Here is a 20,608-nt window from a genome sequence, read left to right as displayed (position 1 = left end):
GGGTAGTGGTGGTCGAGCAGTTTGTCCGCGGTTTGGTGCAGGCGTTCGACCTTGCCGCAGGTCTGCGGGTGGTACGGGCTGGAGTGGATCACCCGGATCCCGTGGTCGCGGGCGAGGGTGCGGGAGAAACGGCTGGTCAGGGTCTTGTCCTTGGCGCGGTCGCGGTGCGCGAACGCGGCGCCGTTGTCGGCCAGCGCCATGCCCGGGGCGCCCCATTCGGCGATCGCCTTGTCCATCGCGGCCAGCGCCGCCTCGACCGTTTCGGCCGGTGCGACGTGGGAGGCGACCCAGGCCCGGGAGCAGTCGTCGATCACGTCGACGGCCACGACCTTCGTGCCGTCGGCCAGCGTGTGCCGGGTGCCGTCGATCTGGTAGCAGTCCCTCGGCCGGGCGTAGGAGAACCGCCGCCAGGACGACCGGGGCCGTTTGGCCGGGTTCTTCGCCAGCAGGCCCGCCCGGTCCAGGACCCGGTTGACCGTCGCCCGGACCGGCACCCGCCAGCCCCGCCCGGCCCAGTCCTGCTCGGCGGCGAGCGTTTCCAGCGCGGCCCGGATGTTGTCCGCGCCGTTGTCCGGGGCCAGCTCCCCGCGCAACCGCACGATCGCCGACACCACCTGCTCCGGCGTCGCGGTCGGACTGGTCCTCGGCCGACGCGACCGCGGCTCCCACCGCCCTTCTTCCTCGATCCGCTTGCGGTGCCGGTAGAACGTGCGCGGATTCACCCCGTTGACCCGGCACCACTGGGCCACGTTGTCGATCTTCGCACCGGCAACCAGAGTCGCGTCCATGAGACGCATCATCGCCTGCTTCCTCGCCATGGCCCAAGCCAAAACGACGACCAAGCGACACATCACCAAAGACACGCCCTACGCCACAACTCATGAGACTGAACACCGGTTAGAACCGGCGTAGCCACTCACGAGGCCCGCGAGGAGCTGCCGCAGGCGTATCTGGACCGGGTGCGTCCGCGACCCGTCTGACTTCGGACATCCGCTGTTCACGCCGCCTAGGGCAGTGCCGGAAAAACCGGACAGTAATCTGACGCACATGAGTCGGTTTGTGGACACACTCGTCGGGACTGCGGCGGACCGGGGGCAACGGCGCGGCATGGTGACCGGCGAGCCCAAGGAGCCGGTGCGCCGGACCTGGGCCCAGGTGCACGACGAAGCGCGCCGGATCGCGGGCGGGCTGGTCAGCGGCGGATTGAAGCCGGGAAGCGCGGTGGCGGTGCTGGCCGCCGCCCCGGTGCTCATCGCGCCGACCGTGCAGGCGGTGTGGCTCACCGGCGGCAGCGTGACGATGCTGCACCAGCCGACGCCGCGCACCGACCTCGCCGAATGGGCCGAGGACACGGTGAAGGTGCTCGAGATGATCGGGGCCGAGTTGGTCGTGCTGGGCGAACCCTTCGACCAGCTCGCCCCGGTGCTCGAGGGCAAGGGCATCAGCTACCGGCTGATCTCCGAACTGGCGGCCGCGCAACCGCTGGCCGAGATCGTGAAGACCGCCGAGGGCGACACCGCGCTGCTGCAGCTGACCAGCGGATCCACCGCGGAGCCGAAGGCCGTCCGGATCACCTACGGCAACCTGTACACCAACGTCAAGGCGATGGTCGACCGCGCGGAGTTCGAGTTCGACACCGACGTGATGGTGTCGTGGCTGCCGACCTTCCACGACATGGGCATGGTCGGCTTCCTGACCGTGCCGATGACGTTCGGCGTCGAACTGGTCAAGATCACCCCGGTCGAATTCCTGACCGGGCCGCTGATCTGGCCGGAGCTGATCAGCAAGTACGGCGGCACCACGACGGCCGCGCCGAACTTCGCGTACGCCATCGTCGGCAAGCGCATGGCGCGAGTCGAGGACGACAACGCCTACGACCTGTCGAAGCTGCGCATCGCGCTCAACGGCGCGGAGCCGATCGACGAAACGGCCGTGCAGACCTTTGTGGACGCCGGAAAGCGGTTCAACATGCCGCCCGAGTGCGTGTTCCCCGCGTACGGCATGGCAGAGGCGACGCTGGCGGTCTCGTTCGCGCCGCTGTTCACCGGCCTCACCCTGGACGTCGTCGAGGCGGACGCTCTGGAAGCCGACAACCGCGCAGTGCCAGTCCCCGAAGGCGACCCTCGCCGCGGCACGGACGAGGTGCGCTCGTTCGCCCTGCTGGGCCGCCCGCTGGACGGCCTGGAAGCGGACATCGTCGACGAATCCGGTGCCGAACTGGGCGATCGTCAGGTCGGCGAGATCCGCCTGCGCGGCGAGGCCGTGACGCCCGGCTACCTGACGGTCAACGGCCCGGTGGACACGCAGGACCCGGACGGCTGGATGAAGACCGGCGACCTGGGTTACCTGGCCGACGGCCAGATCGTGATCTGCGGCCGCCGCAAGGACGTCATCATCATGGGCGGCCGCAACCTGTACCCGACAGACATCGAGCGTGCCGCTGGCTCGGTGGACGGCGTCCGGGCAGGCAACGCGGTCGCGGTCCGCCTGGACGCGGGCAGCCGTCGCGAGCGCTTCGCCGTGGTCGTGGAGTCCAAACTGGCCGGTGACGCCGCCGAGGAAACCCGCTTGTCCAAGGAAATCGCCGCCCGGGTCCGGGACGCGGTGGACATGCGCCCCTTCGCAGTGGTGGTGCTTCCGGCGGGGAGCTTGCCCAAGACCCCTTCCGGCAAGGTGAAGCGGGCGGCTACCGCGGCGCAGTATGCGGAGAAGATCGCCAAGAACGCGGACAGTTGATCTTTCCCGGCCGTTCGCGGGTTTTCGCCAGGCGACCGGGCCGCACCTGAACGCGACGAAGGCCGCTTCGAGGGTTCCTCGAAGCGGCCTTCGCGGCAGAATTCGCGGAATTACCGGCCGGGCAGCCGTTCGGCCGGGGCTTCGGCGACGACGGGCCAGGCGGCGCGCCCCGCGGTGGCCTCGCTGTGGTCCCGGCTTCCCGGGATCATCGGGGCCCGCCGTCCGGAGCGTTCGGCCAGCTGCGTCTCCGCCTCGTCAAGAAACTGGTCGACCTCGCGCTCGTCATATCCGCGCTTGCCGATCAGCGGCTTGGAGAACAGCACGTGGTGGACCTCGGCCGCGGTGAGATCGTCCTCGTCGGCGATCGTCTTGGCGATCCGCCGCACGAAGTCGTCGACCTCCTGCTTGGCGTAGCCGCGACGGCCGATCGGGGCGTTACCGAAAGCGACCTCAGCGAGATCCTCGGCGGTAAACGACATGGATCATTCTCCGATTCAGGGTCGGGGTGATGCGTTCTCCTGAACCCGTCCTAACCGGTCCCGGCGACCCCGGGAAGCCCGCACCCGCCGGGACGACTCGATCAGGGCCCCAGAAGCCGCCCATCGAGTGAGAATTCCGTCACGCACGGCCACCGCGACTCACCCACACGCACAACGGCCCAAACGACCCCGACGAGGTCGCGCGCAGTATCGCCGATCCGCCGATCCGGAGTGTGGAAGTCCGTGAGGGGAACCCTGAGGGAATCAGAGTCCGTCAGGGTTCCCCTCACGGACTTCTGCGGGACGGGCAGAAGGCTCAGGCCGCGTGAAACGCGTTCTGCGCCGCCGCCAGCCCCTGCGAAAGCAACGCCTCAGTAGCGTCCGCGCACCGGTCGACCTCGAACGGGAGCTCCTTGCGCTCGACCGTCGAGAAATCCTTCAGCACGAAATCCGCCGGATCCTGCCTGCCCGGCGGCCGCCCGATGCCGAAACGCACGCGGTAGTAGTCGCGCGTGCCGAGCGATTTGGTGATGGACCGCAGTCCGTTGTGCCCGTTGTCGCCGCCGCCGAGCTTGAGCTTCAGCGCGCCGAAATCGACGTCCAGCTCGTCGTGCACCACCACGACGCCGGACGGCGGGACCTTGAAGAACCGGGCCGCGCCGACCACCGGACCGCCGGAGAGGTTCATGAACGACCGCGGCTTCACCAGCACCACGCGGGAGCCCGAAAGCCTGCCCTCGAGCACCTCGGCCCCGCTGCGATGGGCCTTGAACTTGCCGCCGACCCGATGGGCCAGCTCGTCGAGCACCATGAACCCGACGTTGTGCCGGTTTCCGGCGTACTGCGGCCCGGGATTGCCAAGGCCGGCGAGCAGAATCAGCTCGCCGGCCCCGGGCAGGTCTTCACTCACGAAAGCGAGTTTATTCGGCGGCTTCGGCAGCGGCTTCCTCGGCTTCGGCGTCCTCGTCAGCGGAGCCGCGCGGGGCCTCGTTGACGGCGACGACGAGCGCCTCGGGGTCGGTGACCAGCTCGGCGCCCGCGGGCAGGCTGATCTGGCTGGCGGTGATCTGGGTGCCCGCCTCGATGCCCTCGACGGAGACCTCGAACTGCTCCGGGATGTGCAGCGCCTCGACCTCGACCTGGATCGTGTCGATGTCCTGGGCGACCAGGGTGCCCGGGCCAGGGGTGCCGGAGACGACGACCGGGACGTCGACGGTGACCTTCTCGCCGCGCTTGACGACCAGCAGGTCGACGTGCTCGATGTAGTTCTTGAGCGGGTGGACCACGATGGTCTTGGTCAGCGCCAGCTCGACGGCGCCCTGCAGGTCGAGCGTGATGACGGCGTTGGTGCCGTTCTCGCGGACGACGCGGGCGAACTCGATGGCCGGCAGCGCGAAGTGCCGCGGGTCCGAGCCGTGCCCGTAGAGCACCGCGGGGATTTTGCCGGCGCGACGGGTGCGGCGGGCGGCACCCTTTCCGAACTCGGTGCGCGGTTCGACGGAAAGACGTACCTCGGACACGGTGTAGCACTCCTTCAATCACACGACGTGCGGCAGGGGGCGGCGGGATCGTCGATCTCTGCTCGGGGGCGGTTGTGCACGGCGGCGAGATTGCGGGCGTGAGCAGACCACGGGGCTTCTCGAGCCGCCGCGTCGATCACGCCGGGCACCTACAGGCGCACCCGCCTCGCCGAGACAACCCGAGAAGTGTAAACCAGCCGGTCCGCGCGGGCACGCACCGGGTAGGGAGAGGCTCCCCCGGGCGGGTGGGTGACGACACAATTCCCGTCCCGCCCGCCGTTCTCGCGGGGGTGGCATGATTCCCGCGGAAAGAGGGGCGGCCGACATGCGGGTTCGATGGACTGCGACAGCACTGGTGCTGCTGGGCGGGCTTCTGGCGGGCTGCCAGGTCGCGGTGACGGGCACGGCGGGCCTGTCCGATGCCGACCGGCAGCTGGCTACGCAGCGTGCGCAGCAGCAGACGGCGGTCGACGCCGCGCTGCAGGCGCTGGAGCAGGCGCCGGCGTTGCAATACGACGCGACGCTGAAGGACGGCGCCGGCAACCCGGCGACGCTGACGTATCGCGTCGCGCGCGACGGCAACGGCTTCGGCGCGCTGCCGTTGGAAGGCAAGTCCGTGCGGATCACCGAACCGGACGGGCAGCTGTACCTCGCGGCCGACGCGGACTACTGGAAGTCGCACGGCCTGGAGGAGAACAGCACCCAGTTCGGCGGCGGATGGGTGCACACCGTCGGGAGCGAACTGCCGGTCGACCCGGCCGCCCGGCTGGCCCCGCCGAAGCTCGCCGGCGAACTGCGCAAGGCGCTCGGCGGACTCGGGACCGGCGCGCCGCGGAAGCAGAAGCTGCCGGACGGCACCGAGGTGTACGACCTCGGCGGCGCGCTGCAGGTGACCACTGCCGAACCGCATCGGGTCACCGGGTTCGCGCCGGCGCTGCTCGACCCGCGCGGCGGCCCGAAGCTGGGTGCGGCGTTCCGCGTCCGGCCGCTCAGCGATGCTGAGATCAAGCAGTTCCACACCGATTTCAACGCCGCGGTCGACGCGGTCGGGCAGCCGTTCGACGGCCTCGCGCAGGCGAGCGTCACGGTGCTCAACGACAAACTCGACTGCCAGGACTACGTCGGTTCCTGCAAGACCACAGTGGACGTTTCGAACAGCGTCGTCGGCAATCAGCCGGGCTCGAAACCGAACGTGCACATCAAGCTTTCGGTGGAGATCAGCGCGGACACGCTCGGCTCGCAAAGCTGCGCCACCGAGGGCGACGCGGCCGCGGACGCGACCATCACGATGTCCTGTTCGGTCAAATTCAGCCTGCCCAACCGCACCGCGAGCTACCAGGTGCTGGCGAAGCCGACGGCGGTCGCCGAGGTGCGGTCGCCGGTCGACGCGAACGCGGTGAAGGCGAAGCTGGCCACCGCGTTCGCCGCGCTCGGCGGCTGACCTGCACGCTCACCTCGGGGTGCGCTTCTTCCGTTGAAGTAGCCGAAGACCGATCCTTACCATCGGCTGCGACGAGACGGACTTTCTTTTCGAGGAGCGGCAATGAGCAAGCTGGTGGTGTTCGGCGCAACGGGATTCGCCGGCGGCCGGATCACCGACGAGGCGCTGCGGCGCGGGCACTCCGTGACCGGGGTCGCGCGCAAGGCCGAGGGTTTGCCCTCCGGTGTCGAGGCGCGGTCGGGGTCGATGCACGACGCGGAATTCGTCGCTTCGGTGGCCAAGGGCGCTGACGTGCTGGTGATCGCGACGCCGGGCCGCGCGGACGACGAAGGCCGCCGTCTGGTGGACGCCCTGCCGACGCTGGTGGAAGCGGCTCGCGCGAACGGCGCGCGGCTGGCGATCGTCGGCGGCGCCGGTTCGCTGCGCGTCAGCGAGGACGGGCCGCGCGTGATCGACACCCCGGAGTTCCCGGAGGAGTACAAGCCGGAGGCGGGCAGTCACGTCCTCGTCCTGGAGGCGCTGCGCGAACTGCCCGGCGACGTCGACTGGTTCTACGTCAGCCCGGCGGCCGAGTTCGGTTCCTGGATCCCCGGCGAACGCACCGGCAAGTTCCGCCTCGGCGGCGACGTGCTGGTCAGCGACGCCGACGGCCGCTCCCACATCAGCGGCGCGGACCTGGCGATCGCGTTCCTGGACGAGATCGAAGAGCCGAAGCACTCGCGCGCCCGGTTCACGCTGGCGTACTGAGCGCGGAACCCGGTGATGCTTCGCGGCACCACCGGGTTTTGCAGTGCGTCAGCCGGGAGATCCGGCGGTGCAAAGGAATTTCTCGGCGTGCGCCGGGTCGAGCGCATTGGTGACCAGGTTCCAGACGTTGAGGTCGTAGGCCTCGCCGATGTGCCCGACGGGGTCGAACGGGCAGGTGTCCTGGACGTATTCGTTCGTGACGCCCTGCTCGCGCACGAAAGACGTTTCGGTGGGCGTGACTAGTTCGTCGACCCGCGACGTGAGGACGGTGTAGCGCACGCCGGGCTGCGCGATGGGACCGTTCGTGAGCGTCTGGACCGCGCTGCCGTCGGTGATCAGGTTGTCGCAAGCTGGGCAGCCGACCGCGGCGAGCGCTTTGCCGACCTCGTCGCGCGCTCCCAGCAGGTAGGCCAGCTTCGTCAGCCCGGCGAATGTGGTGCCGTGCGTTGGCGGCGCGATCGCCACGACGGAACCGATCCGGTCGGCGATGCCTTGCGTCTTCGTGACGTACAGGGACTGGAATCCGCCCTCGGAGTGCCCGACCAGATCCACTTGCACCGCACCGGTTTCCGCCAGTACTTCGCCGACGAACTGCTTGATTTCCGTTGCGGAGTCAGCGATCGGGCGAAGTCCGCCGACTACCGGAAACTGCGGGTACGCGCCGTAGGTCCGGCTGAAGGTGCAGTATCCCTTGGCAGCGACGTGATCCTGCAGGTAGTTCAAGTCCTCATAGGACGTCGCGCCGAGTCCGTGCAGGAACACCACCGGACGCGGATGCGCCGCGCTCGGCCGGCATCCGGGATCGTTGACGCCGCCGGTCCTTGCCGCGGCGGTGGCTGGGGCGGCGAACGCGGCGGTCAGCAATGCCGCGGCGGCCAGGACGATGCGCAACCTCATCGGAGCGGTCCTTCCCTGTCGTCCTTGACAGTGGATACCCGGGGGTATTGGATACCTGAAGGTATTGAGCGGACTGATCCAGTGTCAACCCCCGGATGAGGGAGAAGCCGATGACCGGCCGGACGCGGCCGACACGGGCGGAGACCCGGCGGCGCATTCTCGACGCGGCCTTCGCCGTGTTCGGGGAACAGGGCATCGCCGCGACGAAACTGACCGAGGTGGCCGCGGCGGCCGGGCTGACGAAAGGCGCGGTCTACTCGAGTTTCGCGTCGAAAGACGAGCTGGTGCTGGCGTTGATGGAAGAGCACGCCGCGCACCGGCTCGAAGCGAGCCTGGCGGGTTTCGCGGGAGCGGACGACGGCGGCGCGGGATTGGCGAACGTCGCCGCGGTGCTGATGTACGAAATGCGCGCCGACGCGGTGTGGCACCGGTTGCTGGCCGAGTTCTTCGCGATGGCGCACCACGACGACCGGCGGCGCGACGCATTGCGCCGGCGCCGCCGGGAAGTTCGCGACACGATCGCGCGTGCGTTGAACCGGCTCGCCGAGGGGTTGGACCTCGAACTTCCGTTGCCTGCCGAGGAATTCGCCGTCGTGCTGCTCGCGTTGAGCAACGGATTGGCCGTGGAAGCCGACATCGACGACGAAGCGGTGCCAGACGGTCTCCTCGGCCGAGTGCTGACGTTGATCGCCGGGGACGCCGTCGCGAAGGTGCAGGCGGCGGCTAGCGACCCCGCAGTTCAGCCACCACCGGCGCGAAAGTCTCCATCATCGCCTCGAAAACGGTGAAGTAGGAGAAGCCGTACCGCTCGCGGTGCGCGATCAGCTGCTGCACCATTTCGTCCACCGTGCCGAAGAGGAGCTGCGGTGCGCGCAGCAGCTCGTCGACGTCCGCTGCGCTGCGTTCCTCGGTCTCGACGTGCCATTCCGCAGCGGCTTCGCGGCGGTCGTCGGTGACCACGACGCGCTGGATCAGCATGTTGTAGTCGATCTCGCGATCCCCTGCCAGGGAACGGAAATACGCGATCCGCTCGTCCATCGCCACGTCGTTGTCGAGCACGAACGTGCCCGGCGGACGTCCGCGATCCTGGCGGAGACCGGCGAACCCGGCGATGTCCGCGTGTTCCGCCGCGAGCTTCAGCACGCCGTCGCTGTTGCCCGCGATCAGCAGCTTCGGCATGCCGCCCTCGTCCTCGACGCGGGTGCGCAGCTCGGCGAGACCTTCGGTGAGGTACGCGATCCGGTCGGCGGCTTTGCGCCACGGCAGTCCGGCGTCGTCGAACTCGTGCTTCATGTGGCCCGAACCGAGGCCGAGTTCGAAGCGGCCGCCGGTGAGTTTGTTGGTGGTGGCGACGTCGCGGGCGAAGAGCGCCAGGTTATAGAAGGGCACATTGGACACCAACGTGCCGACCCGCACCCGCTCGGTCACCGCCGCCGCGGCCGTGAGCGCCGGGAACGGCGACAGCCGCCCCGGCCCGAGGTGATCGGGCACAGTCAGGTGGTCGTAGCCGAGTTCCTCGGCGCGCCGGCATTTCTCGGTCCACTCAGTGCCGTCGGCCGTGAGCCGCAGACTGACGCCGAATTCAAATTTCCCCATGGCTGCGACGCTAGCCAGTCCCGGACGGGTGATGCATCAGTTTTCGCCCCCGGCGGAACCCGGTTTTTGTCGTACCCCGTCGCTAGCTTCGAGGGCATGGTGTTGTCGATTGAAGAACGGGAACAGTTTCTGGCCGAACCGCACATCGGCGCGCTCGCCGTGGTCGAGCGCCCGGACCGCGCGCCGTTGACGGTGCCGATCTGGTACCAGTACACCCCGGGCGGCGAGCTGTGGGTGATCACGGAACCGAACTCGCGCAAGGCAAAGGCGATCGAGGCGGCCGGACGGTTCAGCCTGATGGTGCAACGGGTCGAGCCGACGGTGCGGTACGTGTCGGTGGAGGGTCCGGTCGTGCGGACGCGGCCGGGCAGCTACGAGCTGACGTGGGAGATGGCGTCGCGGTACCTGCCTGCCGACAAGGTGGCCGGGTATGTGGAGTTCGAGCGGACGCAGCTGGGGGAGCACATGGCGATCCATATGCGGCCGGAGAGGTGGTTGTCCTCGGACATGGGCGCGGTGTGACGGTTTGACTAGGGCGCGAAGTGAGGAGCGGAGGGTTGTCTTTGGCTGATGACAATGGCGCGGCTGCTCGGTAGCGGCGGTGCGGTTCGCGGGCGGAGCTGGACGCGGCGAAGCCTTAACGGATCCGACGGCCTGGACGGGCTGCTTCGGTCAGACGAGGCGAGGTGCGGCCTCGGAGAGGCGAGGTGACACGGCTGGAGTGGGGCGGTGTGGCCGGGCTGGGCGATGCGGCCGGGTCGAGGTGGCGCGGCTGGGCTGGGCCAGACGTCGCGGCCTCGGCGGGGTGGCTTGGCTGGGCTGAGGGATGCGGCCTCGGCGGGGGTGGCTCGGCTTGGCTGAGGGATGCGGCCGGACCAGGCGACCGTGGCTCGAGTTGAGCGGTGGTGGGGCCTGATGGCGCGGTCTCGGCGGGGCAGCGCGCGCGGCTGGCCCGAGCGATGCGGCCGGACCAGGTGACGCGTCTGGAGTGGAGTGGCGCGGTTGGGCCGAGGTGACGCGGCTGGAGTGGGTGACGCGGCCGGGCCGAGGTGACGCGGCTGGGCTGGGCGATGCGGCCGGTCGAGGTGGTGCGGCCGGTCGAGGTGGTGCGACTGGGCTTGGGTCGACCGTGGCTTGAGCCGAGCGACGGTCGGGCCAGATGGCGCGGCCTCGGCGGGCAGCGCGGCTGGGCTGGGCGATGCGGCCGGAGTGGGGTCGCGCGGCTGGGCCGAGCGACCGTGGCTCGAGTTGAGCGGTGGTCGGGCACGATGGCGCGGTCTCGGCGGGGCAGCGCGGCTGGGCTGGGCGATGCGGCCGGGCCGGGTGACGTGGCTGGGCCGGGTGACGCGGCTGGGCTGGGCGACCGTGGCTCGCATTGAGCGGCGGTTGGGGCCCGATGACGCAGCCTCACCGGGGCGACGTGGCTGGGCTGGGCGATGCGGTCTGGATTGGACGGTGCGCCTAGATCGGCGGCGCGGCCCGGAGCAGTCGACTTTGCCTAACGTTCGGTGTGCCTGCGCACGGCGGCAGCACCGCCTGCCTCACACCGGGCCGCCCGGCGCGGACAGCACTGCTTAGGCGTGCACCACCCCGGCAAACGGGCGCAGTCACCAAACGACGCGACCCGAGCCAGCGGGTGCGACCTCATTCAGGCCGCGCCGCCAACTCGGGCCGCGTAGTTCAGAACCGTTCAGAAAGCTGCCGAGATTCAGGCGTTGCCGTCGAACAGCGAGGTGACCGAGCCGTCCTCGAACACCTGCTGGATGGCCTCCGCGAGCATCGGCGCGATGGACAGCACGGTCAGCCCCGGGAAGCGCTTCTCTTCCGGGATCGGCAGCGAGTTCGTCACGATGACCTCGCGCGCCTTGCACTGCGAAAGCCGCTCGGTGGCCGGGTCGGAGAGGATGCCGTGCGTGGTCGCGATGACCACGTCCGCCGCGCCTTCCTCCAGCAGTGCCTCGGTGGCCTTCACGATCGTGCCGCCGGTGTCGATCATGTCGTCGATCAGCACGCAGAGCTTGCCCTCGACCTTGCCGACCACGCGGTTGGCGACCGCCTGGTTCGGCTTGTCCGGGTCGCGCGTCTTGTGGATGAACGCGATCGGCCGGTCGCCGAGCTGCTGCGCCCACTTCTCTGCCAGGCGCACGCGGCCCGAGTCCGGCGAAACGACGGTGATGTCCGCGTTGCCGTACGTCGACTTGATGTGGTCGGCGAGGACCGACTGTGCCATCAGGTGGTCGACCGGGCCGTCGAAGAAGCCCTGGATCTGGGCGGTGTGCAGGTCGACCGTCATGATCCGGTCCGCGCCCGCGGTCTTGAACAGGTCCGCGATGAGCCGCGCCGAGATCGGTTCGCGGCCCTTGTGCTTCTTGTCCTGGCGCGCGTACGGATAGAACGGCATGACCACGGTGATCCGCTTGGCGCTCGCGCGCTTGAGCGCGTCCACCATGATCAGCTGCTCCATCACGTACTCGTTGATGGGCGTGGTGTGCGCCTGGATCACAAACGCGTCGGTACCGCGCACCGACTCCTCGAACCGCACGAACAGCTCGCCGTTGGCGAACGTGTGCGCGGTCTGCGGGGTGATCGTCACGTTGAGGTGCTTGGCGACCTCTTCCGCGAGCTCGTGGTGCGCACGCCCGGAGAAGAGCATCAGATTCTTCTTCGGCGTACCTGACTTCGGACTCATGCTGGCGACTCCCCGTCGGTTCCTGCTGCTGACTCGGACACAACGGTGTCCTGCTGCTGGGCGGCGAGAGCGGCTTCCGCCGCCTCCGCCGCGGGCGTGCCCGGCCTGCGCCGGACCGCCCAGCCTTCGATGGTGCGCTGCGGACCGGCCGACAGCGCCAGTGAGCCAGGCGGGACGTCGTCGCGGATCACCGCACCGGCTCCACTGTAAGCGCCGTCCCCGATCCGCACCGGCGCGACCAGCGTGTTGTCCGCCCCGAGCCGGACATGCGAACCGACAACGGTCTGGTGCTTGCTCACCCCGTCGTAGTTCACGAACACACTGGAACAGCCGATGTTGCTGTGGTCGCCGACGATCGCGTCGCCTACGTACGTGAGATGCGGCACCTTCGTTCCGGTGCCGATCTGCGCGTTCTTCGTCTCGACGAACGCGCCCAGCTTGCCCTTCGCACCGAGCTTCGTGCCCGGCCGCAGGAACGTGTACGGGCCGACATTCACGCCGTCGCCCAGCTCAGAGCCCGAACCGTGCACGCGGACGACCGAAGCGCCCGCGCCGATTTGCACGTCGGTCAGCGTGGTGTCCGGGCCCACAACGGAGCCCTCGCCGACCGAACAACGGCCCTTGAGCTGGGTGTTCGGCTCGATCAGCACGTCGCGCGAGAGCGTGACGTCCGCCTCGATCCAGGTGGTGTTCGGGTCGGTGACCGTGACGCCCTCGCGCTGCCAGCGGCGCACGATGCGGCGGTTGTACTCGGCCCCGAGCACCGAAAGCTGCACGCGGTCGTTCACGCCCTCGGTGACCCACGGGTCGTCAACCACGAGCGCGCCGACGCCCTTGCCGTCCTCGCGCGCGATGCCGAGGACGTCGGTGAGGTAAAGCTCACCCTGCGCGTTGTCGGTCGACAGCCGCGACAGGCCGTCGATCAGCACGGCCGCGTCGAAGGCGTAGACACCGGAATTGATTTCGGTGATCGCCCGCTGGTCCGGCGTCGCGTCCTTGTGCTCGACGATCGCGCTGACCGAACCGTCGGCACCGCGGACGATGCGGCCGTAGCCGGTCGGGTCGGCGACCTCGGCGGTGAGCACGGTGACCGCGTTGCCCGCCTTGGTGTGCTCGGCCCGCAGTGCTTCGAGGGTTTCGGTGTCCAGCAGCGGAACGTCGCCGTAGCTGACGACGACGGTGCCGGTGAGTCCTTCCGGCAGTTCGGCCAGCGCGCACGAAACGGCGTGCCCGGTGCCCTTCTGCTCTTCCTGCACGGCGGTGGCGACCTCGCGGCCGAGCGCCTCGCCGACCCGGTCGAGTTCGGCGCGCACGGCGTCGCGGCCGTGTCCGATCACGACCACCAGATGCTGCGGCGCGAGGCCGGCGGCGGCGCGCACAGCGTGTTCCACCAGCGGCCTTCCGGCGATCGGGTGCAACACCTTAGGAGTGGAGGAACGCATGCGGGTGCCCTCACCCGCAGCGAGGATCAGCGTGCTCAGCGGGCCGCTCACGAGTCTCCCAACGATTCACCGGTGCGTTGACGAGCACCAACGATCCTACGTGGGGTTCTCCGCGCTCCACGCGGGGTCGGTCGGAGCCGTTTCCCCAGGCCAGCCGCCCATGCCGTCGCCCGCCATCGAGTTGGCCGACGCCACCTGGTTGCCACCGCCGCGTTTCGCTTCGTACATCGCCGCATCCGCGCGCGCGAGCACCTGCTCGGCCCGCTCCTGCGGACGCAACGACACGAGACCAATGGACAGCGTCACACCGTGCGACAGGTGATGAGGCAGTGTCGCGACGGATTTGGCCGCGCGACCGAGCGCCATCTTCGCCGCCGACGCCGGCGCGGTGGGCAGCAGCACGATGAACTCGTCGCCGCCGTAGCGGGCCACCACGTCGTCGCCGCGCAGAGCGTCGCGCAGAGTGCTTGCGACAACACGCAAAACGTTGTCGCCCTCGGCGTGCGACTGCTTGTCGTTGACGCCCTTGAACCCGTCGAGGTCGACCAGCGCGACCGCGAGCGGCTGCGCGTCCGCCGACGACGCCAGCGCGCGCAGCCGTTCGTCGAGCGCGCGCCGGTTCGGCAGGCCGGTGAGCGGATCCTGCAGCGCCTGCTGGGTGATCGCACCGTGTTCGGCGGACAGCCGTTCATGCTCGCGGCGCGCGTTCAGCGTGGCGATCTGCGATTCGCGCAGCGCCCACATTTCGGTTTCCAGCGCGGTCGCGTAGTCGATCAGCGACTGGCTCGCGGCTTCCGGGTCGAGCCGGGCGAGTTCGCGGGAGAGAGTGAGCCGCATCGAGGGCTGCGAGACGTCCTCGGCCAGCACGTCGCGGGCCTCGCGCAGCACCTGCAGCGCGTCGCTGCGGCGGCCGGCCTGGTCGAGGCAGCGGGCCAGCGCGATCGCGACCAGTTCCTGCTCGTGCGGATAGTGGTGGCCGAGATGCATGCCCTGCAGCCGTTCGACGTGCTCGGCGGCCGGGTCGTGCAGCGCGAGCGCCGCGGCCAGCACGCCGACCTGGTCGACCGCGGACACTCCGATTTTGCGCGGGAACAGCGATTCGGCGAACGGGCCTTCCGCGGCCACCGCCATCGACGCGGCGGTGCGGAACTTCTCCGCCGATTCGTCGTACTGCTCGATCCGCTCGAGCCGAAGGCCCCAGCCGAGCAGCATCTTGACCCGGTTCATCAGCTGCAGGGTGATCTCGTGCGGGCTAGCGCTTTCCCGGATCGCCTGGTGCGCGCGGCCGATCACCTCTTCGGCGGCCTCGTAGACGCCGAGCTGGTTGAGCACTATCCAGCAGTCGATGAGCGCCATCGACTGCATGCGGTTCCAGTTGCGGACGCCGATCTGGCGGTCCGGAATCGTGGAGTCGTCGAGGATCGCGAGCGCGCGGGCGATCTCGGTGAGCGCGGCGTCTTCTTGCGCGGCGAGCACGAGCCGGCGCCCGCGCAGCGCGTGCGCGTCCGCGCGAAGAAGGGACAGACCGTGCCGGCGAGTGTGCGCGAGCATTTCGTCGAGCCGGGGTTCGGCCTCGGCGGCGAGGCCGCGGGTGACGAGCCGGGAGAAGGCGGAGGCGCGCAGCAGCTGGGCGACGAGCGTGGGTTCTCCCCGGCGCAGAGTCTCCTCGAGCAGCTCGTCCATGATCTTGACGATCTCGAGCTGGTTTTCGTGCTCCTGGCGCTGAACGGCCGCGATGAGTTCCCGCGCGCGCCCCACCAGCCACGCGTCCGACATCTCGACCAGGGTCGGGCGACGGGCGCCCGCGGGGTCGCTCGGTTCCTCGCTCAGCCGCCCCCACTCCCATCGCCCTCGCCGGATGTGCAGCTCCGCCGCCAGGATTCGAACCTGAACTGTCAGAACCAAAATCTGAAGTGCTGCCGATTACACTACGGCGGATCGGTCCTGGTCAGGATAGCGATGATCGAGGACGGGGGCGCCAGGAGGGGGAGGCGTGCGCCACAGGGCCGTCCCGGGCACCGGGCAATCGGACTTTTCGGGCCTCCACAGCGCCGGAAACCTCCTGTACCGTAACTTACGACACCGTAGGTAAGGGCACCCTTCGCCAGGGGTTGTGAGAGGAAAGAAGTGAGCGCATGACGGCCACCCTCGATCGTTCTCAGTCAGCGGGCGACCCGCCGAAGGGCCCCAAGCCGATCATCGACGGACAGCGCGGGATCGGCGTTCAGCTGTCGGTGTATTTCGGGGTGCTGCTGCCGATCGTGGCGCTGCTGGTCGCGGTTCCGTTCGCCTGGGGCTGGGGACTGACCTGGACGGACGTCGCGCTGTTTGTCGTGTTCTACGGAATCAGCGGGCTGGGCATCACCGTCGCCTACCACCGCTACTTCACCCACGGTTCGTTCAAGGCGAAGCCGTGGCTGCGCGTCGTGATGGCGATCGCGGGCAGTGTCGCGTTGCAGGGACCGGTGATCACCTGGGTGGCTGACCACCGGCGCCACCACGCGTTCTCCGACCGCGACGGCGACCCGCACTCGCCGTGGGCTTACGGCACCTCGCCGCTGGCCATCGCCAAGGGTTTCTGGCACGCGCACATGGGCTGGCTGTTCGAGCGCGACCAGAGCAACCAGGCGCGGTTCGCGCCGGATCTGGTGAAGGACCCGGCCATCCGCAAGGTCGACGACCTGTTCTGGCTGTGGTCGCTGGTGAGCCTGTTCGGCCCGGCGCTGCTGGGCGGCCTGATCTCGTGGTCGGTGTGGGGCGCGGTGACCGCGTTCTTCTGGGCGGGCCTGGTCCGCGTCTGCGTGCTGCACCACGTGACCTGGTCGGTCAACTCGATCTGCCACATGATCGGCGAGCGTCCGTTCGCCGCGCGCGACCGTTCGGCGAACTTCTGGCCGCTGGCGATCTTCTCCTTCGGCGAGTCGTGGCACAACCTGCACCACGCTGACCCGACCTCGGCCCGGCACGGCGTGAAGCGCGGCCAGATCGACATGTCGGCGCGGCTGATCTGGATCTTCGAGAAGTTCGGCTGGGTGCACGACGTGCGGTGGCCGACCCCGCAGCGGCTGGCCCGGATCGCGGCTGAGTAAGGGTCGTGAGTGGCAATCCCGGTTCTAACCGGGATTGCCACTCACGACTACCCTGCTGCGAATGGCGGGGAGACGACGGGCGAAGCGAGAAGCGGCGGTCACCGGCGCGCGACCGGCCGCACCGGTCGCCCGGGTGCGCATGACGGGCACCGAGCGCAGACAGCAATTGCTCAACGTGGCGCGTGCGCTGTTCGCCGAAAAGGGTTTCGACGGCACGTCCGTCGAGGAGATCGCCGCGCGGGCGAACGTGTCCAAACCGGTCGTCTACGAGCACTTCGGCGGCAAGGAAGGCATTTACGCCGTCGTTGTGGACCGCGAGACGCAGCTGCTGCTCGACCGGATGATCTCGACGCTGCACGGCGGACATCCGCGGGTGATGCTGGAGCAGGCCGCCGTCGCGTTGCTGAGCTACGTCGAGGATTCGCACGACGGTTTCCGCATTCTCGTCCGTGATTCGCCGGTCGCCAGCTCCACCGGCACCTTTTCGACGGTCCTCAACGACATCGCCAGCCAGGTCGAGCACATCCTCGCGCAGCAGTTCGCCGCGCGCGGGTACGAGGAGAAGCTGTCCGCGCTCTACGCGCAGGCGCTCGTCGGCATGGTCGCGCTCACCGGGCAGTGGTGGCTGGACGCACGCAAACCGAAGCGGGACGAGGTCGCCGCGCATCTGGTGAATCTTGCGTGGAACGGGTTGTCGCACTTGGAGAACAAGCCGCGGTTGCTCGGCTGAGTGCTTAACCGCCGGAGGGCGCGTTGCTGAGGTCCACGACGCAGAACAGGTTGTCGTCAGGGTCGGCGAGGACTACGAAGTCCGGTTTGGGCGGGTAGTGCTTCCAGTCGACCCGTCGTGCGCCGAGGTCGATGAGCCGTTCCACCTCGGCGCGTTGCTCATCGGCGGTGTCGGTGTACAGATCCAGATGCAGCCGAGGCCTCGACTCAGCGGGCGATTCGCTGCGCATCAGCCCCAGTGCGTGCGTGCCGCCGGGATGTGCCAGCGTCCGCCACGTCTCGCTCGCCCATTCCGGGTCCTCGGCGAGCCCGAGCGCCTCGGACCAGAACCGCATCGCGCGTTCGACGTCGGCGACTCCGAGCACCGTGATTCCGAGTCGCAGCATCAGACCAGTTTTCCTTGTGCGTGCAGGTCGTCCAGGATCAGCTGGACCGTCGCCGACACCCGGTCGCGGTCGGCGTGGGCGAGCCAGCCGAACGATTCGATCTCGCTGCTCGGCTTCAGCTCGCCGGTGTAATCCGCGGTGTAGCAAGTCATCCGCACCACGACGCCGTCCGCTTTGCCGTGCGCCTGTGCTTCCCAAGAACCGGCCAGCTGCGCGGAAGCCGGATCCAGAGTCACGCTCAGTTCCTCGGAGATCTCCCGGACCAGCGTTTCGACGTCCGACTCGCCCTCTTCGCGTTTCCCGCCGGGCAGGTACCAGGTGTCCTTGCCCGCTGAACGCGCGGCGAGAAGCTTGCCGTCGACCACGTGCAGCCAGGCGACTTTGTCGATGGTGGGCATGCCAGCCACCTTACCTCCGCGCCCGCCGGTCCAGGTCCGCGAGCAGGATGCGCAAGAGATCCGCCAGTTGATCGCGTTCGGCCGGGGACAGTGCGGACACCAAGGTTTCCTCGTGCTCCAGCAGATATCCGACGGTTCGCTCGATCAGCTCGTGACCGTCCTCGGTCAGCTCGACGTACACCCCGCGACGGTCCGAAGTGGACTTCACCCGGCGGACGTGGCCGTCGCGTTCGGCACGGGCGGTCTGCTGGGAGATCGCGCCGGGGCTGACCCGGCAGCGTTTCGCGAGTTCGCCCGCGCTGAGCCGGTACGGCGGCCCGGCCCGGCGCAGCGTGCTGAGCAAAGTGCGGGTGGACGCGTCCATCCCGAGTTCCAGCATGGTCGCGCGCCGGTCGTCCTCCAGCAGTTTCGCGATGTGCCAGATCCGCGTGATCACGCCGATGGACGACACCGGCGTGCCCGGCCGCTCTCGCAGCCACGCCTGCTGAATCTCGTCCACCTCGTCGCTTGACGGGTTTTCCCCGCCGCCGGTACCGTCGTCCACCAGAGGTACTTTAGCAATAAAGGACGTGAGATGAAACGGGACGTAGTGGTAACCGGGGGAAGCGCTGGAATCGGATACGCGATCGCCGCGGCGTTTGTCCGGGACGGCGATCAGGTCACGATCACCGGAAGGCGCGAGGACGTGCTCACCGAGGCGGCGACGCTGCTCGGCGCGCGTGCGGTGAGCTTCGACGCGAGCGACCCCGAGGCGGTCGAGGCGGAGTGCGATCAGTTGCCCGAACGCATCGACGTGCTGGTGAACAACGCTGGCGGCAACACGGATTTCCTGGGCTCCGCTGGCGAGGGATTGAAAGCGCTCGACGCTGCCTGGACGGCCAACATCCGGGCGAATCTGTTCAGCGCCGCGTTCGTGACGACAGCGCTGCGGGAGCGACTGGCCGACAACGGCCGCATCGTCACCATCGGCTCGATCGCGGGGCACACCGGCGCTGAATCGTACGGCTGGGCGAAGGCTGCGGTGGAAGTCTGGAATACCGAAACCGCTCGCCAATTCGGGTCGCGCGGGATCACCTCGAACATTGTCGCGCCGGGGCTGATCGTGGACACCGAATTCTTCCGCGGCAAACTCTCCGCCGAACGTCAGGAGCGGCTGGTCGAGAACACGATGACAAAACGCGCGGGCAAACCGGAGGATGTCGCCGAGGTAGTGCGTTTCCTGGCTTCCCCGGAGGCCGGACACGTCACCGGCCAGGTCGTGCACGTGAACGGCGGCGCGTACGTCGGCTGACCTCAGCCAGGGGTCACGCGCAGCACTTTGTCGTTGCTGCCGTTGGAAGTCGTCACGTACAGCGAGCCGTCCGGGCCGCTTCGGGCGGCTCGCAACCGGCCGAATTTGTCGTTGAATTCCGCGGGCAGCGTCACTCCGGTGACCTTCGCGGCGGCGTCCAGGTGCAGCAGCAGGAGTTTCTGCCCCTTCAACGCCACCACGACCAACGCGCCTTCGTTCGCTCCCCATTGCTTGCCGGTGAGGAACGCGTCGCCGCTGGTCGCCTCGGTGATCTGTCCGGTGGTCCACAATGGACGAACCGCGTCCGGGAACCGGGTGGTGTCGGTCATCGGAACGCTCTCGTCGTAGTTGGGGTCGGTGCCGCCCTTCGACGGGTCCCAGCCGTAATTCCCGCCTGGCCGCAGGAGATTCACCTCGTCGTCGAACGCCGGTCCGTGCTCGGAGGTGACCACCTGCCCGGTTCCCGGCCGGATCGCGACACCTTGCACGTTCCGGTGGCCGTAGGTGTAGATCCGGCGTTCGTTCGGATCGGCGGACGACAGGAACGGGTTGCCCGGCAACGGTTCCCCGGTCTTCGCGTTGATGCGCAGGACCTTGCCGCCGAGACTGTGCCGGTCCTGCGCCACCGTCGACCGCGCGGCGTCGCCGGTGCCGACGAGCAGCGCGCCGTCCGGAGCGAGCGTCGGGCGGCAGCCGGAATGCCGTCCGCTCGGGTTCACCGGCAGGCCGGTCAGCAGGTCGCGCACCTTGGCCGCGCTCGCGCCGTCGTCGGCGAGCCGCCAGGTGACGAGCCGGACGTCTACCGCGCGTCCGTTCTCCTGATGCGTCTGGCAGGTGGTGAACTCGCGCGACGTCGCGAAATCCGCCGCCAGGACCAGGCCCATCAGACCGCCTTCGCCCTGCACGAGGACGTCGGAGAAATCGGCGCGCACGTCGGTCTTCCGGCCGTCGCGGATCAGCGCGAGCTTGCCGGGACGCTGCGGCACGAGCAGCGAACCGTCGGGAAGGAACGCGACGTCCCAGCCGTGTTCGAGGCCGTCGGCGACCTCCTGCACGGCGAACTTGCCGGACTCCGGTGCCGCTGGAGCCGGGGCGCTCGCTGGCGCGGCCGAGCAGGCGGCGAGCACCAGGACGGAGGCGAGCAACGCGACGAGACGCATGGGTCCAG

21 protein-coding genes and 1 tRNA gene are annotated in these 20,608 nt (G+C 69.0%); 8 read left to right on the top strand and 14 right to left on the bottom strand.

The features are described 5' to 3' along the window. Positions 1-788: DDE-type integrase/transposase/recombinase (locus D0D37_RS09600; protein WP_162834133.1), on the bottom strand; the 788-nt coding region annotated here is incomplete at its 3' end. 259 nt (positions 789-1,047) lie between these two features. Between D0D37_RS09600 and D0D37_RS09595 the strand changes: the two genes are divergently transcribed. Next, entirely contained in the window at positions 1,048-2,736 is a 1,689-nt protein-coding gene (locus tag D0D37_RS09595) for a fatty acyl-AMP ligase (RefSeq protein ID WP_116200114.1), read from the top strand. A 110-nt stretch (positions 2,737-2,846) separates the two neighbouring features. Here D0D37_RS09595 and D0D37_RS09590 read toward each other — a convergent pair whose 3' ends face one another. From D0D37_RS09590 to D0D37_RS09580, 3 genes are all read right to left on the bottom strand, one after another. After that, the gene (locus D0D37_RS09590) at positions 2,847-3,215 is read right to left on the bottom strand and encodes a DivIVA domain-containing protein (protein ID WP_116200115.1); all 369 of its coding nucleotides are present in this window, start codon (positions 3,213-3,215) and stop codon (positions 2,847-2,849) included. Positions 3,216-3,531: 316 nt separating this feature from the next. Then, complete coding sequence (gene pth / locus D0D37_RS09585) at positions 3,532-4,125, bottom strand: aminoacyl-tRNA hydrolase (protein WP_116200116.1); 594 nt, start codon at positions 4,123-4,125, stop codon at positions 3,532-3,534. Positions 4,126-4,135: 10 nt separating this feature from the next. Next, positions 4,136-4,735: a 50S ribosomal protein L25/general stress protein Ctc gene (locus tag D0D37_RS09580; RefSeq protein ID WP_116200117.1), complete on the bottom strand. Its 600-nt coding sequence runs from the start codon at positions 4,733-4,735 to the stop codon at positions 4,136-4,138. A 325-nt stretch (positions 4,736-5,060) separates the two neighbouring features. Here D0D37_RS09580 and D0D37_RS09575 point away from each other — a divergent pair, with 325 nt between their 5' ends. Both D0D37_RS09575 and D0D37_RS09570 read left to right on the top strand, forming a co-directional pair. After that, positions 5,061-6,176, top strand: a complete 1,116-nt coding sequence (locus D0D37_RS09575; protein WP_208719875.1) for a hypothetical protein — start codon at positions 5,061-5,063, stop codon at positions 6,174-6,176. 102 nt (positions 6,177-6,278) lie between these two features. Further along, positions 6,279-6,923, top strand: coding sequence for an NAD(P)-dependent oxidoreductase (locus D0D37_RS09570; RefSeq protein ID WP_116200119.1), 645 nt, complete (start codon positions 6,279-6,281; stop codon positions 6,921-6,923). 48 nt (positions 6,924-6,971) lie between these two features. Here the strand turns inward: D0D37_RS09570 and D0D37_RS09565 are convergent, their stop codons facing one another. After that, a complete protein-coding gene (locus tag D0D37_RS09565) occupies positions 6,972-7,820 on the bottom strand; it encodes an esterase/lipase family protein (protein WP_116200120.1) in 849 nt (282 codons plus the stop codon). Positions 7,821-7,930: 110 nt separating this feature from the next. Between D0D37_RS09565 and D0D37_RS09560 the strand changes: the two genes are divergently transcribed. Next, positions 7,931-8,608: a TetR/AcrR family transcriptional regulator gene (locus D0D37_RS09560; RefSeq protein ID WP_116200121.1), complete on the top strand. Its 678-nt coding sequence runs from the start codon at positions 7,931-7,933 to the stop codon at positions 8,606-8,608. Here D0D37_RS09560 and D0D37_RS09555 read toward each other — a convergent pair. Beyond that, positions 8,544-9,416 (bottom strand): TIGR03621 family F420-dependent LLM class oxidoreductase, encoded by an 873-nt coding sequence (locus D0D37_RS09555; RefSeq protein WP_116200122.1) that lies wholly within the window; start codon positions 9,414-9,416, stop codon positions 8,544-8,546. The two genes, D0D37_RS09560 and D0D37_RS09555, sit on opposite strands and share 65 nt — an antisense overlap. A gap of 96 nt (positions 9,417-9,512) precedes the next feature. On the opposite strand from D0D37_RS09555, the gene D0D37_RS09550 reads away from it, so the two are divergent. Beyond that, complete coding sequence (locus tag D0D37_RS09550; RefSeq protein ID WP_116200123.1) at positions 9,513-9,938, top strand: pyridoxamine 5'-phosphate oxidase family protein; 426 nt, start codon at positions 9,513-9,515, stop codon at positions 9,936-9,938. 1,186 nt (positions 9,939-11,124) lie between these two features. On the opposite strand, the gene D0D37_RS09540 is transcribed toward D0D37_RS09550, so the two are convergent. From D0D37_RS09540 to D0D37_RS09525, 4 genes are all read right to left on the bottom strand, one after another. Further along, positions 11,125-12,105 carry a ribose-phosphate diphosphokinase gene (locus tag D0D37_RS09540; RefSeq protein WP_116200125.1) on the bottom strand — a complete coding sequence of 327 codons (981 nt, stop codon included), beginning with the start codon at positions 12,103-12,105 and terminating at the stop codon, positions 11,125-11,127. Next, entirely contained in the window at positions 12,102-13,598 is a 1,497-nt protein-coding gene (gene glmU, locus D0D37_RS09535) for a bifunctional UDP-N-acetylglucosamine diphosphorylase/glucosamine-1-phosphate N-acetyltransferase GlmU (RefSeq protein WP_116200126.1), read from the bottom strand. The genes D0D37_RS09540 and glmU overlap by 4 nt, the downstream gene beginning before the upstream one ends. A gap of 45 nt (positions 13,599-13,643) precedes the next feature. Continuing rightward, positions 13,644-15,323 (bottom strand): GGDEF domain-containing protein, encoded by a 1,680-nt coding sequence (locus D0D37_RS09530; protein WP_116200151.1) that lies wholly within the window; start codon positions 15,321-15,323, stop codon positions 13,644-13,646. 90 nt (positions 15,324-15,413) lie between these two features. Next, positions 15,414-15,485 (bottom strand) — tRNA-Gln (locus tag D0D37_RS09525). A 197-nt stretch (positions 15,486-15,682) separates the two neighbouring features. Here D0D37_RS09525 and D0D37_RS09520 point away from each other — a divergent pair. After that, positions 15,683-16,636 (top strand): acyl-CoA desaturase, encoded by a 954-nt coding sequence (locus tag D0D37_RS09520; protein ID WP_116200128.1) that lies wholly within the window; start codon positions 15,683-15,685, stop codon positions 16,634-16,636. A gap of 139 nt (positions 16,637-16,775) precedes the next feature. Continuing rightward, positions 16,776-17,366 (top strand): TetR/AcrR family transcriptional regulator, encoded by a 591-nt coding sequence (locus D0D37_RS09515; RefSeq protein ID WP_162834135.1) that lies wholly within the window; start codon positions 16,776-16,778, stop codon positions 17,364-17,366. Positions 17,367-17,370: 4 nt separating this feature from the next. Here D0D37_RS09515 and D0D37_RS09510 read toward each other — a convergent pair whose 3' ends face one another. The 3 genes from D0D37_RS09510 to D0D37_RS09500 are packed head-to-tail and all read right to left on the bottom strand — an operon-like array spanning position 17,371 to position 18,693. Then, positions 17,371-17,751 carry a VOC family protein gene (locus tag D0D37_RS09510; RefSeq protein WP_116200129.1) on the bottom strand — a complete coding sequence of 127 codons (381 nt, stop codon included), beginning with the start codon at positions 17,749-17,751 and terminating at the stop codon, positions 17,371-17,373. Then, on the bottom strand, positions 17,751-18,149 hold the full coding sequence (locus D0D37_RS09505) for an NUDIX hydrolase (RefSeq protein WP_116200153.1): 399 nt from the start codon (positions 18,147-18,149) through the stop codon (positions 17,751-17,753). Before D0D37_RS09505 ends, D0D37_RS09510 begins: the two co-directional genes overlap by 1 nt. 10 nt (positions 18,150-18,159) lie before the next feature. Next, complete coding sequence (locus D0D37_RS09500; protein ID WP_116200130.1) at positions 18,160-18,693, bottom strand: MarR family winged helix-turn-helix transcriptional regulator; 534 nt, start codon at positions 18,691-18,693, stop codon at positions 18,160-18,162. A gap of 30 nt (positions 18,694-18,723) precedes the next feature. Between D0D37_RS09500 and D0D37_RS09495 the strand changes: the two genes are divergently transcribed. Beyond that, the gene (locus D0D37_RS09495) at positions 18,724-19,440 is read left to right on the top strand and encodes an SDR family NAD(P)-dependent oxidoreductase (RefSeq protein WP_116200131.1); all 717 of its coding nucleotides are present in this window, start codon (positions 18,724-18,726) and stop codon (positions 19,438-19,440) included. A gap of 2 nt (positions 19,441-19,442) precedes the next feature. Here D0D37_RS09495 and D0D37_RS09490 read toward each other — a convergent pair whose 3' ends face one another. Beyond that, entirely contained in the window at positions 19,443-20,600 is a 1,158-nt protein-coding gene (locus D0D37_RS09490) for a PQQ-dependent sugar dehydrogenase (protein ID WP_116200132.1), read from the bottom strand. Positions 20,601-20,608: the final 8 nt, after the last annotated feature.

Origin of the sequence: Amycolatopsis circi (assembly GCF_003385235.1) — a bacterium.
In the GTDB taxonomy this organism is placed as follows: Bacteria; Actinomycetota; Actinomycetes; order Mycobacteriales; family Pseudonocardiaceae; genus Amycolatopsis; species Amycolatopsis circi.
Note: the sequence above shows the minus strand (reverse complement) of the source record. Positions and strands in the feature narration are given on the sequence as shown.

Excerpts from the sequence above, each read along its gene's own strand:
- D0D37_RS09595 (WP_116200114.1), top strand. The coding sequence starts at position 1,048 with ATGAGTCGGTTTGTGGACACACTCGTCGGGACTGCGGCGGACCGGGGG.
- D0D37_RS09590 (WP_116200115.1), bottom strand. The coding sequence starts at position 3,215 with ATGTCGTTTACCGCCGAGGATCTCGCTGAGGTCGCTTTCGGTAACGCC.
- D0D37_RS09575 (WP_208719875.1), top strand. The coding sequence starts at position 5,061 with ATGCGGGTTCGATGGACTGCGACAGCACTGGTGCTGCTGGGCGGGCTT.
- D0D37_RS09570 (WP_116200119.1), top strand. The coding sequence starts at position 6,279 with ATGAGCAAGCTGGTGGTGTTCGGCGCAACGGGATTCGCCGGCGGCCGG.
- D0D37_RS09565 (WP_116200120.1), bottom strand. The coding sequence starts at position 7,820 with ATGAGGTTGCGCATCGTCCTGGCCGCCGCGGCATTGCTGACCGCCGCG.
- D0D37_RS09560 (WP_116200121.1), top strand. The coding sequence starts at position 7,931 with ATGACCGGCCGGACGCGGCCGACACGGGCGGAGACCCGGCGGCGCATT.
- D0D37_RS09555 (WP_116200122.1), bottom strand. The coding sequence starts at position 9,416 with ATGGGGAAATTTGAATTCGGCGTCAGTCTGCGGCTCACGGCCGACGGC.
- D0D37_RS09550 (WP_116200123.1), top strand. The coding sequence starts at position 9,513 with ATGGTGTTGTCGATTGAAGAACGGGAACAGTTTCTGGCCGAACCGCAC.
- D0D37_RS09540 (WP_116200125.1), bottom strand. The coding sequence starts at position 12,105 with ATGAGTCCGAAGTCAGGTACGCCGAAGAAGAATCTGATGCTCTTCTCC.
- D0D37_RS09530 (WP_116200151.1), bottom strand. The coding sequence starts at position 15,323 with ATGTCGGACGCGTGGCTGGTGGGGCGCGCGCGGGAACTCATCGCGGCC.
- D0D37_RS09520 (WP_116200128.1), top strand. The coding sequence starts at position 15,683 with ATGACGGCCACCCTCGATCGTTCTCAGTCAGCGGGCGACCCGCCGAAG.
- D0D37_RS09515 (WP_162834135.1), top strand. The coding sequence starts at position 16,776 with ATGACGGGCACCGAGCGCAGACAGCAATTGCTCAACGTGGCGCGTGCG.
- D0D37_RS09510 (WP_116200129.1), bottom strand. The coding sequence starts at position 17,751 with ATGCTGCGACTCGGAATCACGGTGCTCGGAGTCGCCGACGTCGAACGC.
- D0D37_RS09505 (WP_116200153.1), bottom strand. The coding sequence starts at position 18,149 with ATGCCCACCATCGACAAAGTCGCCTGGCTGCACGTGGTCGACGGCAAG.
- D0D37_RS09495 (WP_116200131.1), top strand. The coding sequence starts at position 18,724 with ATGAAACGGGACGTAGTGGTAACCGGGGGAAGCGCTGGAATCGGATAC.
- D0D37_RS09490 (WP_116200132.1), bottom strand. The coding sequence starts at position 20,600 with ATGCGTCTCGTCGCGTTGCTCGCCTCCGTCCTGGTGCTCGCCGCCTGC.